Raw genomic sequence first — 15,193 nt, forward strand, 5'->3', positions numbered from 1 at the left:
CAGCTCAACAGATGGCGCAGAACCCGCTACCTTACGCCATTCGGGTAGCTGCGCGCATCCTGGTGGCCTGCGATCCGGTGACTAGGCGTGACCTGCCGACCCGATGCCCGGAAATGGCGTATCGGCCAAGCCCTTCGCGCCGACCTGCAGCGCGATGACCGCGCCGCCCAGCGGGTCCTTGGAAAGGTCGCCGTCCTGAGGTTTGGCGGAGGTGACGAACAGCGTGCGCATGTCGGCACCGCCAAAGGCGCACATGGTGGGCTCGCGCATCGGCAGGTCAAGTGTGCGATCCAGGATGCCATCCGGCGTGAACCGCAACAGGGCGCCTTCGCCGTTGGCGCAGGTCCAGTACCCGCCATCGCAATCGACGGCCGCGCCATCGGGCCGGCCCGCGCGTGGATGCAGGTCGGTGAACAGGCGGCGATTCGACGGCACGCCATCGTCGCTGTCGTAATCGAACACCCATACGGCTCCGCGGTCGGGATGCGAGTCGGACAGATACATGCGGTGGCCGTCGGGGCTGAAAGCCAGGCCATTCGGGATCATCAGGTCATCCAGCACGGGCGTGGACAGTCCGTCCAGGTCATAGCGGTACAGCTTGCCGGCGTTCGAACGGGCATCGGCGTCCATGACCATCGTGCTGCACCAGAAGCGCCCCTGGCGGTCCGTACGGCCATCGTTGAAGCGCATTCCGGATGCGGCGTGGGTGACCTCGGCGACGCGGTGCAAGGTGGCTGCATCGGCGTCGGGCGCCAGATGCGGCGCGGCGAACAGGCCGCTTTGCGCAGCCAGAAGCCAGGCGTCATCGCCGGTGGCCGCCATGCACCCGACCATTTCGGGCAAGGTCCAGCTGCGTGTGCGGCCGCTGCCGGCGTCCCAGCGCCACAGGCAACGTGAAGGAATGTCGGTCCAATACAGCGCCTGTTCGCCAGGGTGCCAGACGGGGCATTCCCCCGTGGCGTTGTGCATGGTCCCGAGTCGTTCGAATGTCATGACGGTCTCCCGAAAGGCGCCTGGACCGGTGGAGGTCCGGGCGATGCCTCACGCTCGCTGCATGAGGCGTGCCTGCTGCAACAAAAGCTTCATTCAAGTTGCCTACGTGTTAACCCGATATATAGCGACGGCATCACGGCGACAGGGCTTCACGCATGTCGCCGTTTCCATTTCTGCTTTGTAAAGTCATCACGCCGTCATGACCATCAGGTATCGCTTGTTCGTTCTCGGCTCAGCCGCCATGCTCGCCTTGCTGGTTGTCGTCGCGGGCAGTCTATTGGGATTGCGTCAGCTGACCCGCACCGTGGACGGCCTGGCTGGCCAGCGTATTCCCGCCCTTGTGGCATTGGGCGCAATGCGGGAAGGCCAGGTGCAGGTTGCCCGCTATGCATTGGAACCCCTGCAATGGGCTGCCGAATTTTCCATCGAAGCGCGAAACGAGTGGTCGCGCATGCTGCAGTCCAAAGCGCGCAACTGGCAGGCCGTCGATGCCGCGCGCCAGGTGCTGGCCGGACTGCCGCACACGGAGGACGAACAGGCCGCCCTTGCGGCGTTCGATATCGCGTTCACCGCGTGGGCGGCGCGCGACGCCGCGCTGACCGACCTGTTGACGCAGCTGGTGTCCGTGCCCTCCGCCAACGACCAGGCTTTCCTGTTCATCAAATACCAGGCCGCCTATTCGGCGCAGGAACCGGCGTACGACCAGGCCCAGGCCGCCATGCGCGCACTGGCCGACGTGTACGCCATCGGTGCCGCGCAGGAAGCGGCGGGGCTGGATGCCGCCAGTCAGCGCGTGCGCCTGGTGGTCGCCGTGATTGGCGCGGTGGCCGCAGCCTGCCTGCTCGCCTGGGCAAGGCGTTCGTCGCGCGCCATTACCGGCGCAATCGGCGAATTGCGGTCGGTCCTGATGGCGGTGGCGGCCGATCTGGATGTCACGCGCCGCGCGCCGGTGCGCGGCAACGACGACATCGACGACATGGCGCGCGCCCTGAACACCTTGCTTGACCGGCTGTGCAGCGCCTTGGGCGCGGTGCAGGGCCTGTCGCAGGGCATGCAGGCCTCTGCCCGAGAGGTGACCCAGGCTGCCGACGCCGTCGCGCAGCGGTCACGCCAGCAGACGGCGTCGGCCGGCAGCATGGCTGACGCAGTAGGCGGGCTGACAGCCGTCCTGGCGGAAGTCGACGCCTCGGTCGACCGGGCGGCTGATACGTCGCATCAGGCCAGTGGGCAGGCGGCAGAGGGCAGGGAACTGATCGCCCGGATCGGCGGTCGGATGCAGGACGTGGCCGATCGGGTCGGCCACGCCGCGGATAGCCTGGCCACGCTGAACGCGCACGGGAAGACTATCCAGGATGTCTCCGGCCTGATCTCCGACATTGCCCGCCAGACGCATCTGCTGGCGCTGAACGCCGCCATCGAGGCGGCGCGGGCCGGCGACGACGGACGGGGCTTTGCCGTCGTCGCCAACGAGGTGCATCGCCTGGCCGAGCAAAGCGGACAATCGAGCCGCGTCATTTCCGCAACGGTAGACCAGGTCGCCGCCGACACGCAGTCCGCGATCGCTGTCATGGAGGCGGTCGTGGCCGAAGTCGGCACCAGCCGTGAACTGGCTGGGCAGGCCGGCGATTTCATGCGCTTGCTGCGCCATGGGGCCGAGCAGGCCGCCCTGACGGTGGCGGGCATCCATTCGCTGGTACGGCAGCAGTCCGATGCGAACGCAGAAGTGGCCGCCAACGTCGATTCGGTTGCCGCCATGGCGGGGGATAACGGCGCCGCCGCCGAAGTCACCGCTGCATGCGCCCAGCGCATGCGCGATGCGGCCCGCAAAGTGGATGAGCAGTTGCGTCTGTTCAGGGTCGCGTAAGGGGAAACGGCGGCAGATTCCCCTCGTAACCCGAGCGGTTTCCGGCTTTCGGGCAGCCGCAGGTTTGCGCTATACTCTTGGTCGGGTAAACGTTAATTTTTGGCTGCATGGCCAGCTCGATGCGGATGCAGTGGCGCACGCCATGGCGGATGCCACGGCGGATGCCACGGATCACCGGCCCGCGCCAGAATAAAACGAAGAATACGGACGAAGAATCACAAAGACGTGGTTGTCGTCTGGCCAGCAGTACCGACAGGCCGCGACTGTCGGCGTACCGGGCAGTCGGTTTGCCCATTGCGTCCGCAAACATTCACCCTTGTATGTATCCTGGTAACGCGCGCTACGTCCTGCGACGGTCGCTGCTGGTCAATGTAGTCCCGTAGTGCTTGATCCTGTATTACCGCACGGCGCCCGGCCAGATGGCCAGACATGACGTGCCTTCCTGCCAATTACCGATCGCGCCGGCCCCTGCGGCCACGCGGTCCAGCAAACAGGTCTCCTGATGGAACTCGAGAGTTATCTTCCCGTCCTGCTGTTCATCGTCATGGGCTGTGTCGTCGGGTTTGCGTTGCTGTTCCTGGGGTCGACCATCGGTCCCAACCGCCCCGACGCCGAAAAGCTGTCTCCCTATGAATGCGGCTTCGAAGCCTTCGAAGACGCGCGCATGAAGTTCGACGTTCGCTACTACCTCGTGGCGATCCTGTTCATCTTGTTCGATCTGGAAATCGCCTTCCTTTTCCCCTGGGCCATGGCCAACAACCAAGTCGGCCTGCTCGGATTCGGAACGGTGATGGTTTTTCTCGCCATCCTCGTGGTGGGCTTCATCTACGAGTGGAAAAAAGGCGCGCTCGACTGGGAATGATCCCGTCGGCATACCGAAGGACACTGGGTTTTAGCAATGGCAATCGACGGAATTCTGAACGAAGGCTTTATCACCACGACGGCGGATAAGGTCATCAACTGGGCCAAGACAGGTTCGCTCTGGCCCATGACATTCGGCCTCGCCTGTTGCGCGGTCGAAATGATGCACGCAGGCGCGGCGCGGTACGACCTGGACCGGTTCGGGATCATTTTCCGTCCCAGCCCGCGTCAGGCCGACCTGATGATCGTGGCAGGCACGCTGTGCAACAAGATGGGTCCGGCACTGCGCAAGGTGTATGACCAGATGCCCGAACCGCGCTGGGTCCTGTCGATGGGATCCTGTGCCAATGGCGGCGGCTACTACCACTATTCCTATTCGGTGGTCCGCGGCTGCGATCGCATCGTGCCAGTGGACGTCTACGTGCCGGGCTGCCCGCCGACGGCCGAGGCCTTGATCTACGGGCTGCTTCAGCTGCAGAACAAGATCCGCCGCACGAACACGATCGCCCGTTGACCGGACGATGTGTGTCGCCCCTGTTTTGTTTGACCTCGTTCGCCTCTCCGTTGGGCGGGCTGCCATCTTTCGCTCGGACGCTTCATGACCAAGCTTGAAACCCTGAATCAACGCCTGCTGAGCCTGTTCGGCGACACGGTCCGTGTCAGCGCTGCCCTGGGCGAGCTGACCCTTGAAGTGTCGCCCGCGCAGTACATGCAGGTGTGCCTGACGCTGCGCGACAATCCCGACCTGGGGTTCGAGAGCTGTATCGACCTGTGCGGCGTGGACTATTCGGCCTATGGCAACGACGTCAATGAAGGCCCGCGCTTCGGTGTGGTGCTGCACCTGTTGTCCTATAAGAACAACTGGCGCCTGCGCGTCCGCACCTTCGCCGACGACGTGGACCTGCCGGTCGTGGCGTCGCTGGTCGACGTGTGGCCGGGCGTGAACTGGTATGAGCGCGAAGCGTTCGACTTCTTCGGGATCCTGTTCGAAGGCCATCCCGACCTGCGCCGGATCCTGACCGATTACGGCTTCATCGGCCACCCGTTCCGCAAGGACTTCCCGGTGACCGGCAACGTTGAAATGCGTTACGACCCGGAACAACGCCGGGTCATCTATCAGCCCGTCACCATCGAACCGCGTCTGATCATCCCGCGTGTGATCCGCGAAGACGGCTACGGAGCAGGACGGTAAATCATGGCAGAAATCAAGAACTACACGCTGAACTTCGGCCCCCAGCATCCGGCGGCGCACGGCGTGCTGCGCCTGGTGCTCGAGCTCGACGGCGAAGTCATCCAGCGTGCCGACCCCCACATCGGCCTGCTGCACCGCGCGACCGAAAAGCTGGCCGAACACAAGACCTTCCTGCAGGCGCTGCCCTACATGGATCGTCTCGACTACGTGTCGATGATGTGCAATGAGCACGCCTACGTCATGGCGATCGAAAAGCTGCTCGGTCTCGAAGTGCCGCTGCGCGCGCAGTACATCCGCGTCATGTTCGACGAAATCACGCGCATCCTGAACCACCTGATGTCGCTTGGCTCGCACGCGCTGGACGTGGGCGCGATGGCCGTGTTCCTGTACACCTTCCGCGAACGCGAAGACCTGATGGACTGCTACGAAGCCGTGTCGGGTGCGCGCATGCACGCAGCCTATTACCGTCCGGGCGGCGTGTACCGCGACCTGCCCGACGCCATGCCGCAGTTCCGCGACAACAAATACCGCAGCGCCAAGGAAGTGCGGGCGATGAACGACGAACGGTCGGGGTCGCTCCTGGACTTCATCGAAGCGTTCACCAACCGCTTCCCGGGCTACGTCGACGAGTACGAAACGCTGCTGACCGACAACCGGATCTGGAAACAGCGTCTGGTCGACGTCGGCATCGTGACGGCCGATCGCGCCAAGGCCCTGGGCTTTACCGGCCCCATGCTGCGCGGCTCGGGCGTGGAGTGGGACTTGCGCAAGACGCAGCCCTATGAAGTCTACGACCTGATGCAGTTCGACATTCCGGTGGGCGTCAATGGCGACTGCTACGACCGCTACCTGGTCCGCGTCGAGGAAATGCGCCAGTCCAACCGCATCATCAAACAATGCGTGGAATGGCTGCGCAACAACCCCGGTCCGGTCATCACCGCGAACCACAAGGTGGCGCCGCCATCGCGTGCCGAGATGAAGACCAGCATGGAAGAGCTGATCCATCACTTCAAGCTGTTTACCGAAGGCTTCCATGTGCCGCCGGGCGAAGCCTATTCGGCGGTCGAACACCCGAAGGGCGAGTTCGGCATCTACCTGGTGTCCGACGGCGCCAACAAACCCTATCGGCTCAAGATTCGTGCACCGGGCTTTGCCCACTTGCAAGCCCTGGATGAAATGGCGCGCGGTCACATGATCGCCGACGCCGTCACCATCATCGGCACGCAGGACATCGTGTTCGGCGAGATCGATCGCTAATTCACGACACTACCGAGTCAATACCGGATCACACCATGCTGCTTTCCGAACAGGCCTTCAAGAAGATCGACCGTGAACTGACCAAGTTCCCGGCCGACCAGAAACAGTCCGCCGTCATGGCTGCGCTTGCTATCGCGCAGGACGAGAAGGGCTGGCTGTCGCCCGAGGTGATGGAAGAGATCGCGAACTACCTGGACATGGCGCCGATCGCCGTGCAGGAAGTCGCCACCTTCTACAACATGTACAACCTCAAGCCGACCGGCAAGTACAAGATTTCCGTCTGCACCAATCTGCCCTGTGCCTTGCGTGACGGCGAACGCGCCGCGCATTTCCTGAAGGACAAGCTGGGCATCGACTATCGCGAAACCACTGCCGACGGCGTATTCACCCTGGTCGAAGGCGAGTGCATGGGCGCGTGCGGAGACTCCCCGGTGCTGCTGGTGAACAACAAGCGTATGTGCATTCAGATGTCCGACGATCGCCTGGAAGCCCTGGTGGCCGAGCTGCGTTCGGACGCGACTGCAGGAGGTGCCCAATGAGCACGACCGAAATTCTGCCTATCAGTACCGCTTTCCATGACCGTCACATCGACCCCCAGATCATGGCGGGGCTCGACGGCAACAACTGGCGCATCGACGACTACGTGCAGCGCGGCGGCTATGAAGCCCTGCGCAAGATCCTGACGTCGGGCATGACGCCCGAGCAGGTCATTGCCGAGGTCAAGTCCTCGGCGCTGCGCGGCCGGGGCGGTGCGGGTTTCCCGACCGGCCTGAAGTGGAGCTTCATGCCCCGGACATTCCCGGGCCAGAAGTATCTCGTCTGCAATTCGGACGAAGGCGAGCCGGGTACGTTCAAGGATCGCGACATCCTGCGCTACAACCCGCATATCGTGATCGAGGGCATGGCCATCGCTGCGTACGCGATGGGCATCACCGTGGGCTACAACTACATCCACGGCGAAATCTTCGAGGTCTATGACCGGTTCGAGGAAGCCCTGGAAGAAGCCCGCGCGGCCGGTTTCCTGGGCGACAAGATCCTGGGGTCGGGCTTCAGCTTCCAGCTGCACGCGTTCCACGGATATGGCGCCTACATCTGCGGCGAAGAGACCGCGCTGCTCGAATCGCTGGAAGGCAAGAAAGGCCAGCCGCGCTTCAAGCCGCCGTTCCCGGCCAGCTTCGGCATGTATGGCAAGCCGACCACGATCAACAACACCGAGACCTTTGCCGCGGTGCCGTGGATCATCCGCAATGGCGGCGAGGCCTACCTGAACGTGGGCAAGCCCAACAACGGCGGCACCAAGCTGTTTTCGGTGTCGGGCGACGTGGAGCGTCCCGGCAATTTCGAGATTCCCATGGGGACGCCTTTCTCGAAGCTGCTGGAACTGGCCGGCGGCGTTCGCGGCGGGCGCAAGCTCAAGGCCGTAATCCCTGGCGGATCGAGCGCGCCGGTGCTGCCCGCGCACCTGATGATGGACTGCACGATGGACTACGACTCGATCGCCAAGGCGGGGTCGATGCTGGGATCCGGCGCGCTGATCGTCATGGACGAGACCCGCTGCATGGTCAAGTCGCTGCTGCGCCTGTCGTACTTCTATCACGAGGAAAGCTGCGGTCAGTGCACGCCTTGCCGTGAAGGCACGGGCTGGATGTACCGCGTGGTGAACCGTATCGAAAACGGCAAGGGCCGTCCGGAAGACATCGACCTGCTGGACTCGGTGGCAGGCAACATCATGGGCCGCACGATCTGTGCGCTGGGTGATGCCGCGGCGATGCCGGTGCGGGGCTTCCTGAAGCACTACCGCGACGAGTTCGTCCACCACATCGAACACAAACATTGCGTGGTGCCGCACTACCTGTAGCCGAACGGCAAAGCAGGGCGCGACCGCAAGGTTTTCAATAATGATCACGACTGGCCCTTGACGGGACATACGGAAAGAAGATGGTTGAAATCACGATCGACGGCAACAAGGTGGAGGTGGCGGAGGGCAGCATGGTCATGCATGCCGCCCAGAAAGTCGGCCTTTACGTGCCGCACTTCTGCTACCACAAGAAGTTGTCGATCGCGGCCAATTGCCGCATGTGTTTGGTTGATGTCGAAAAGGCGCCCAAGCCGCTGCCTGCCTGTGCGACACCGGTCAGCAACGGCATGGTCGTGCACACACAATCCGAGAAGGCCATCAACGCCCAGAAGGGCGTGATGGAATTCCTGCTTATCAATCACCCGCTCGACTGCCCGATCTGCGATCAGGGCGGCGAATGTCAGCTGCAGGATCTGGCCGTCGGCTACGGCAGCTCGGCCTCGCGCTACAGCGAAGAGAAGCGGGTGGTGTTCCATAAAAGCCTCGGCCCGCTGGTGTCGGCCGAGGAAATGGCTCGCTGCATCCATTGCACGCGTTGCGTCCGCTTTGGCCAGGAAATCGCCGGTGTGATGGAACTGGGCATGTTGAACCGCAGCGAACACGCCGAGATCACCTCGTTCGTGGGCCGCGCGGTCGAATCCGAACTGTCGGGCAACATGATCGACGTGTGCCCGGTCGGCGCGCTCACCTCCCGTCCCTTCCGCTACAGCGCCCGGACGTGGGAACTGTCGCGCCGCAAGTCCGTCAGCCCGCACGACAGCGTTGGCGCCAACCTGATCGTCCAGGTCAAGAACGACCGCGTCATGCGCGTCGTGCCGCTCGAAAACGAAGACGTCAACGAATGCTGGATCAGCGATCGCGACCGTTTCTCGTACGAAGGCCTGAACAGCGACGATCGCGCGACCACCCCGCTGATCCGCGGTAACGATGGCGTCTGGAAGGAAGCCGACTGGGCCGAAGCCCTGGACTTCGCCGCTGCCGGTCTGAAGCAGGTGCAGGCCAGCGCCGGCGCCGGCCAGATCGGCGCGCTGTCGGCACCGTATGCAACGACCGAAGAATTCGCCTTGCTGGCCCGCCTGGTGCGCGGCCTGGGTTCCGACAACATCGACTTCCGCCTGCGTCATACCGCAACGGACGTGGACGCTGCCCGCACGGGCGCGCCGTGGCTTGGCATGGCGCTGGCCGACCTGGCCACGCTGGACCGCGTCGTCGTGATCGGTTCGTTCCTGCGCAAGGATCATCCGCTGATCGCCCAGCGCCTGCGCCAGGCCGCCAAGGCGGGCACGCGTGTCGTGCTGATCGACGTGGCGGGCGACGATCCGCTGCTGCCTGTCACGCAGCGCATCACCGTCAAGCCCAGCGAACTGGCTGGCGTGCTGGCCCGGCTCGCGGTTGCGGTGGCTGGCGCGAAGGAAGTCGCCGTCCCGGCCGAACTGGGTCAGGTCGAAGCCGATGACGCCTCGACGCGTATCGCCGAACTGCTGCGCACCGGCACCCAGTCGGCCGTGCTGCTGGGTAACCTGGCGGTTCAGCATCCCGATGCGCTCGCCATCGCCGCCAACGCGCAATTCATCGCCACGACGTCCGGCGCCAAGCTGGGTGTGCTGACCGAAGGCGGCAACTCGGTGGGCGGCTATCTGGCCGAAGCCGTGCCGCAGCAGGGGGCAAGACCGCCGCTGCCATGATCGCCGACCCGCTCAAGGCCTACGTGGTGCTGCACGCCGAACCGACGTTCGACTGCGACAACGGTCCGGCCGCGCTGGCCGCGCTCAAGTCGGCCAGCTTCAATGTCGCGCTGACGCCATTCGTGTCCGACGCCAAGGAATGGGCCAACGTGATCCTGCCGATTGCGCCGTTCACTGAAACGTCCGGTACGTTCGTCAACGCCGAAGGCCGCGTCCAGGGCTTCAAGGGCACCGTCCGTCCGCGCGGCATGACCCGTCCAGGCTGGAAGGTATTGCGCGTGCTGGGCAACGCCCTGCAGCTGGCCAACTTCGACGACGAAACCTCGGAATCGGTGCGCGACAGCGTGCTGTCCGGTGACATTGCCTCGCGCCTGTCGAACACGCTGAACGTCGGCGTGTCGCTGGGCAAGGCCGCCACCCCGGTCGCCGCCGGCGCCCTGGAGCGCGTTGCCGATGTGCCGATCTACCGCACCGACGCCATCGCGCGCCGCGCCGAAGGCCTGCAGGCCCATCCGGCGTCCGACGCGCCCGACGCCCGCGCGCACTCGGCCACCCTGGAACGTCTCGGCATGGTCGCGGGCGACCGCGTCCGCGTCACGTCGCCGTCCGGTGTCATCGAGCTTTTCATTCAACAGGACGACACGGTTGCCGATGGGGCCGTCCGTATTTCGGCCGCCCACGCAACGACCGTGGCGCTGGGTGGCGCGTTTGAACAAATCAGCGTGGAGCGTGCCTGATGGCGTGGACTAACTCCCTTCAGGCCTGGGGAACCGGACTCATCGGTGCAGGCGCCTGGTCGGTGGTGTGGAATCTGGTGCTGATCGTCTGCATCCTGCTGCCGGTCATCATCGGCGTGGCCTATCTCACCTTGTGGGAACGCAAGATGATCGGCTGGATGCACGTGCGGGTCGGTCCGAACCGCGTCGGTCCGCTCGGTCTGCTGCAGCCGTTTGCCGACGTGCTCAAGCTGCTCACCAAAGAAGTGATCGTGCCCAGCAGCGCCAACAAGGTGCTGTACGTGATCGCACCGGTCATGGTGCTGATGCCTGCGTTGGCCGGCTGGGCCGTGATCCCGTTCGGTCCTGAAACCGTGCTGGCGAACGTGAACGCCGGTTTGCTGTACGTCATGGCCATCACCTCGCTGGGTGTGTACGGCGTGATCATCGCCGGCTGGGCATCGAACTCCAAGTACGCCTTCCTGGGCGCGCTGCGCGCCTCGGCCCAGATGGTGTCGTACGAATTGGCGATCGGCTTCGTGCTGGTGACCGTGCTGCTGGTGTCGGGCAGCCTGAACATGAGCGATATCGTCCTGAAGCAGAACGCGGGCTGGTTCGCCGACAAGGGCCTGAGCTTCCTCTCGTGGAACTGGTTGCCGCTGCTGCCGCTGTTCGTGATCTACGTGATCTCGGCCGTGGCCGAAACCAACCGCCATCCGTTCGACGTGGTGGAAGGCGAATCGGAAATCGTCGCGGGCCACATGGTGGAGTACTCCGGAATGGCGTTCGCGCTGTTCTTCCTGGGTGAATACGCCAACATGATCCTGCTGTCGTGCCTGGCATCGGTCATGTTCCTGGGCGGCTGGGCGTCGCCGCTGGACTTCGCGCCGTTCACCTGGGTTCCGGGTTGGGTCTGGCTGTTCTTCAAGACATTCTTCGTGGTGTCGCTGTTTGTGTGGTTCCGTGCGTCGTTCCCGCGCTATCGCTACGACCAGATCATGCGCCTGGGCTGGAAGATCTTCATTCCGCTGACGTTGGTCTGGCTCCTGGTGATTGCGGTCTGGATGCAGACGCCTTGGAACATCTGGAAATAAGTAGGACAGAATCATGAACGCAATCAAGGATTTTCTCGGCAGCCTGCTGCTGACCGAGTTGTTCAAGGGCATGCGGCTGACGGGCAAGTACATGTTCGCCCGGAAGATCACCGTGCAATACCCGGAAGAAAAGACGCCGATGTCGGGCCGCTTCCGCGGCCTGCACGCGCTGCGCCGCTATCCCAATGGTGAAGAACGTTGCATCGCCTGCAAGCTGTGCGAGGCCGTATGCCCCGCGCTGGCCATCACGATCGAATCCGAAGTGCGCGACGACGGCACCCGCCGTACCAACCGCTACGACATCGATCTGACCAAATGCATTTTCTGTGGCTTCTGTGAAGAAAGCTGCCCGGTGGACTCCATCGTCGAAACGCACATCCATGAATACCACGGGGAAAAGCGCGGCGACCTGTACTTCACCAAGGAAATGCTGTTGGCGGTGGGCGACCGGTACGAATCGGAGATCGCGCAACGCCGTGCCCAGGACGCGAAGTACCGGTGACCCGCGTGCCTGTCGACTCCGCCCTTCATACCGTCCCTTCGGGCCGGCACCTGACATTCAAACTATGACCGCCATTCTGTTCTATCTGTTTGCTGCGATCCTCGTGCTGGCCGCCTTGCGCGTCATCACGACGCGCAGCCCCGTCACGGCTGCGATGCACCTGGTGCTGGCATTCTTCACGGCCGCCATGATCTGGATGCTGCTGAAGGCCGAATTCCTGTCCATCCTGCTGGTGCTGGTGTATGTCGGCGCGGTCATGGTGCTGTTCCTGTTCGTCGTCATGATGCTCGACATCGACACCAGCAAGATGCGTGAAGGCTTCAAGTCCTATCTGCCGGTAGGCCTGTCGGTCGGCGCCATCATGGTGGTGGAAATGTCGTTCGTGCTGGCGCGTGCCTACTGGGCGCCCGAAGCCGGCCCCGCGCCGGTTGCCGCCGACTTCAACAACACGCGCGCCATCGGCATCGCGATGTACACGGATTATGTGTTCGCGGTCGAAGTCGCCGCCGTGCTGCTGCTGGTCGGCATGGTGTCGGCGATTTCGCTGACGCTGCGCCGCCGTTCCGACGTCAAGGTGACGCGGTCGTCCGACCAGATCCGGGTTCGCGCCAAGGATCGCGTGCGTATCGTCAAGATGACGTCGCAGACCGAGCAGCCGGAGCCGTCGCCCCTGGACACTGCATCCGATTCGAATGGAGCCAAAGCATGACGCTCACCCTGGGCCATTTCCTGGTGTTGGGGGCGATCCTGTTCGCCATCAGCATCGTCGGCATCTTCCTGAATCGCAAGAACATCATCGTGCTCCTGATGGCGATCGAGTTGATGCTGCTGGCGGTCAATATGAACTTTGTCGCCTTTTCCACCTGGATGGGCGACATCAGCGGTCAGGTATTCGTCTTCTTCATATTGACGGTGGCAGCCGCTGAATCGGCCATCGGCCTTGCGATTCTTGTTGTGTTGTTCCGCAACCTGAACACGATCAACGTTGATGAACTTGACCGGCTGAAGGGCTGACGGTCCAGTAAACGAGAAAACCAAGACATGTCGAGCGTTCCTAAGCTCTATCTCATTATCGCTTTCGCCCCGTTGATCGGGTCCATCCTGGCCGGCTTGTTCGGCACCGGCTTCCTTGGACGCTGGCTTGGACGGGCAGGGGCGCATACCGTCACCATCCTAGGTGTCCTGATATCCGCCATCGGCGCGGTCATCGCGTTGCAGGACGCGCTGGCGGGCTACACCTTCAATGGCACCCTGTACACCTGGGGCGCGATCGGCGGCATCAAGCTCGAAATCGGATTCATGATCGACACCCTGTCGGCCATGATGATGGTGGTCGTCACCTCCGTGTCGCTCATGGTGCACATCTACACCATCGGCTACATGAAGGAAGACCCGGGATATGCCCGTTTCTTCTCGTACATCTCGCTGTTCACCTTCTCGATGTTGATGCTGGTCATGTCCAACAACATGCTGCAGCTCTTCTTCGGCTGGGAAGCAGTGGGCCTGGTCTCGTACCTGCTGATCGGCTTCTGGTACACCCGCCCGACCGCCATCTTCGCGAACATGAAGGCCTTCCTGGTCAACCGCGTTGGCGACTTCGGCTTCATCCTGGGTATCGGCCTGCTGTTCGCCTACGCCGGTTCGATGAACTACGCCGAAGTGTTCGCGCAGTCGACCAAGCTGGCCGGCATGACCTTCCCAGGCACGGACTGGATGTTGCTGTCGGTGGCATGTATCAGCCTGTTCATCGGCGCCATGGGCAAGTCGGCGCAGTTCCCGCTCCACGTCTGGCTGCCCGACTCGATGGAAGGCCCCACCCCGATCTCGGCACTGATCCACGCGGCAACGATGGTGACGGCGGGCATCTTCATGGTGTCGCGTTTCTCGCCGCTGTTCGAATTGTCGCCAACGGCGCTGTCCTTCATCATCGTGATCGGCGCCATCACCGCGCTGTTCATGGGCTTCCTGGGCATCATCCAGAACGACATCAAGCGCGTGGTCGCGTACTCGACCCTGTCGCAACTCGGCTACATGACGGTGGCCCTGGGTGCGTCGGCCTACTCGGTCGCGATCTTCCACCTGATGACGCATGCGTTCTTCAAGGCGCTGCTGTTCCTGGCGGCCGGCTCGGTCATCATCGGCATGCACCATGAACAGGACATGCGCAAGATGGGCGGTCTGCGCAAGTACATGCCCATCACCTGGATCACGTCGCTGCTGGGCTCGCTTGCACTGATCGGCACGCCGTTCTTTGCCGGCTTCTACTCGAAGGAAAACATCATCGAAGCGGCCAAGCTGTCGACGACGCCGGGTGCGGGCTTCGCGTACTGGGCGACGTTGATTGGCGTGTTCGTCACGGCCTTCTACTCGTTCCGCATGTACTTCCTGGTCTTCCACGGCAAGGAACGGTTCGCGACCGACGGTGGCCATCATGCCGATGCGCATGGTCATGACGACCACGCCGCGGCGCACGCGACCTCGCACGACGCCCATGCAACGCACGCGTCCCACGATTCGCAGGCCGTTCCGCACGACGATCATTCGCATGACGTGCATGGCCACGACGACCACCACGGCCACGGCGGCGTGCCGCACGAGTCGCCCGCAGTGGTGTGGGTGCCGCTGGTGCTGCTGGCGATCCCGTCGGTCATCATCGGCGCGATCGCGATCGGCCCGCTGCTGTTCGGTGACTTCTTCAAGAACGTGATCTATGTGTCGCCCGACCATCACGTCATGGCGCACCTGGCCGAGCACTTCCACGGCTGGGCCGCATACGGCATGCATGCCTTCACGACCGCGCCGTTTTGGCTGGCCGTGGCAGGGGTGGTGGTGGCCTGGTATTTCTACCTGGTGAACCCGGCGATTCCGGCGGCGATCAAGGCGCGCAGCGGTGCGATCTACACCTTGCTGGACAACAAGTACTACATGGACAAGTTCAACGAAGTCGTCTTCGCCCGGGGCGCTCGCGTCATCGGCAACGGCTTCTGGAAGTTCGGTGACCGCCAGCTGATCGACGGCCTGGTCGTCAATGGCAGCGCGCGGTCGGTGGGCTGGATCGCCTCGGTGGTCCGCCACCTGCAGTCCGGCTATATCTATCACTACGCCTTTGCCATGATCATCGGCATCATGGCGCTCGTGACGTTCTTTGTGTTGATGAATAATTGATGGCAA

Annotated in this window: 14 protein-coding genes and 1 pseudogene; 13 read left to right on the forward strand and 2 right to left on the reverse strand. The window is 63.2% G+C overall.

Annotated features, from left to right (window positions below; genetic code table 11):
* Positions 1 to 81 precede the first annotated feature (81 nt).
* Complete coding sequence (locus tag ACNANG_RS22545) at positions 82 to 993, reverse strand: SMP-30/gluconolactonase/LRE family protein (protein ID WP_420224885.1); 912 nt, start codon at positions 991 to 993, stop codon at positions 82 to 84.
* A 241-nt stretch (positions 994 to 1,234) separates the two neighbouring features.
* On the opposite strand from ACNANG_RS22545, the gene ACNANG_RS22550 reads away from it, so the two are divergent.
* Positions 1,235 to 2,857 (forward strand): methyl-accepting chemotaxis protein, encoded by a 1,623-nt coding sequence (locus tag ACNANG_RS22550; RefSeq protein WP_420224886.1) that lies wholly within the window; start codon positions 1,235 to 1,237, stop codon positions 2,855 to 2,857.
* Here the strand turns inward: ACNANG_RS22550 and ACNANG_RS22555 are convergent.
* Complete coding sequence (locus ACNANG_RS22555; protein WP_420224887.1) at positions 2,844 to 3,167, reverse strand: hypothetical protein; 324 nt, start codon at positions 3,165 to 3,167, stop codon at positions 2,844 to 2,846. The genes ACNANG_RS22550 and ACNANG_RS22555 overlap by 14 nt on opposite strands.
* A gap of 192 nt (positions 3,168 to 3,359) precedes the next feature.
* Between ACNANG_RS22555 and ACNANG_RS22560 the strand changes: the two genes are divergently transcribed.
* From ACNANG_RS22560 to nuoL, 12 genes and pseudogenes are all read left to right on the forward strand, one after another.
* Entirely contained in the window at positions 3,360 to 3,719 is a 360-nt protein-coding gene (locus ACNANG_RS22560; protein ID WP_179587037.1) for an NADH-quinone oxidoreductase subunit A, read from the forward strand.
* 36 nt (positions 3,720 to 3,755) lie between these two features.
* Positions 3,756 to 4,232 (forward strand): NuoB/complex I 20 kDa subunit family protein, encoded by a 477-nt coding sequence (locus ACNANG_RS22565; protein WP_179587039.1) that lies wholly within the window; start codon positions 3,756 to 3,758, stop codon positions 4,230 to 4,232.
* A gap of 84 nt (positions 4,233 to 4,316) precedes the next feature.
* Positions 4,317 to 4,910, forward strand: a complete 594-nt coding sequence (locus ACNANG_RS22570; protein ID WP_420224888.1) for an NADH-quinone oxidoreductase subunit C — start codon at positions 4,317 to 4,319, stop codon at positions 4,908 to 4,910.
* A gap of 3 nt (positions 4,911 to 4,913) precedes the next feature.
* A complete protein-coding gene (locus tag ACNANG_RS22575; RefSeq protein WP_420224889.1) occupies positions 4,914 to 6,167 on the forward strand; it encodes an NADH-quinone oxidoreductase subunit D in 1,254 nt (417 codons plus the stop codon).
* A 35-nt stretch (positions 6,168 to 6,202) separates the two neighbouring features.
* Positions 6,203 to 6,706, forward strand: a complete 504-nt coding sequence (nuoE, locus tag ACNANG_RS22580) for an NADH-quinone oxidoreductase subunit NuoE (RefSeq protein ID WP_420224890.1) — start codon at positions 6,203 to 6,205, stop codon at positions 6,704 to 6,706.
* Positions 6,703 to 8,025, forward strand: coding sequence for an NADH-quinone oxidoreductase subunit NuoF (gene nuoF, locus ACNANG_RS22585; protein WP_179587046.1), 1,323 nt, complete (start codon positions 6,703 to 6,705; stop codon positions 8,023 to 8,025). The genes nuoE and nuoF overlap by 4 nt, the downstream gene beginning before the upstream one ends.
* An 80-nt stretch (positions 8,026 to 8,105) precedes the next feature.
* A pseudogene (gene nuoG, locus ACNANG_RS22590) lies at positions 8,106 to 10,447 on the forward strand (NADH-quinone oxidoreductase subunit NuoG).
* Complete coding sequence (gene nuoH / locus ACNANG_RS22595) at positions 10,447 to 11,520, forward strand: NADH-quinone oxidoreductase subunit NuoH (RefSeq protein WP_420224891.1); 1,074 nt, start codon at positions 10,447 to 10,449, stop codon at positions 11,518 to 11,520. The pseudogene nuoG and the gene nuoH overlap by 1 nt, the downstream one beginning before the upstream one ends.
* Before the next feature lie 13 nt (positions 11,521 to 11,533).
* The gene (gene nuoI / locus ACNANG_RS22600; RefSeq protein WP_179587052.1) at positions 11,534 to 12,022 is read left to right on the forward strand and encodes an NADH-quinone oxidoreductase subunit NuoI; all 489 of its coding nucleotides are present in this window, start codon (positions 11,534 to 11,536) and stop codon (positions 12,020 to 12,022) included.
* 64 nt (positions 12,023 to 12,086) lie between these two features.
* Positions 12,087 to 12,731 (forward strand): NADH-quinone oxidoreductase subunit J, encoded by a 645-nt coding sequence (locus ACNANG_RS22605; RefSeq protein WP_420224892.1) that lies wholly within the window; start codon positions 12,087 to 12,089, stop codon positions 12,729 to 12,731.
* On the forward strand, positions 12,728 to 13,036 hold the full coding sequence (gene nuoK / locus ACNANG_RS22610; protein WP_074323126.1) for an NADH-quinone oxidoreductase subunit NuoK: 309 nt from the start codon (positions 12,728 to 12,730) through the stop codon (positions 13,034 to 13,036). The genes ACNANG_RS22605 and nuoK overlap by 4 nt, the downstream gene beginning before the upstream one ends.
* 27 nt (positions 13,037 to 13,063) lie before the next feature.
* A complete protein-coding gene (gene nuoL, locus ACNANG_RS22615) occupies positions 13,064 to 15,187 on the forward strand; it encodes an NADH-quinone oxidoreductase subunit L (RefSeq protein WP_420224893.1) in 2,124 nt (707 codons plus the stop codon).
* The last annotated feature ends 6 nt before the right edge of the window (positions 15,188 to 15,193 follow it).

Origin of the sequence: Pigmentiphaga litoralis (assembly GCF_048632615.1) — a bacterium.
Lineage (GTDB): Bacteria > Pseudomonadota > Gammaproteobacteria > Burkholderiales > Burkholderiaceae_B > Pigmentiphaga > Pigmentiphaga litoralis_B.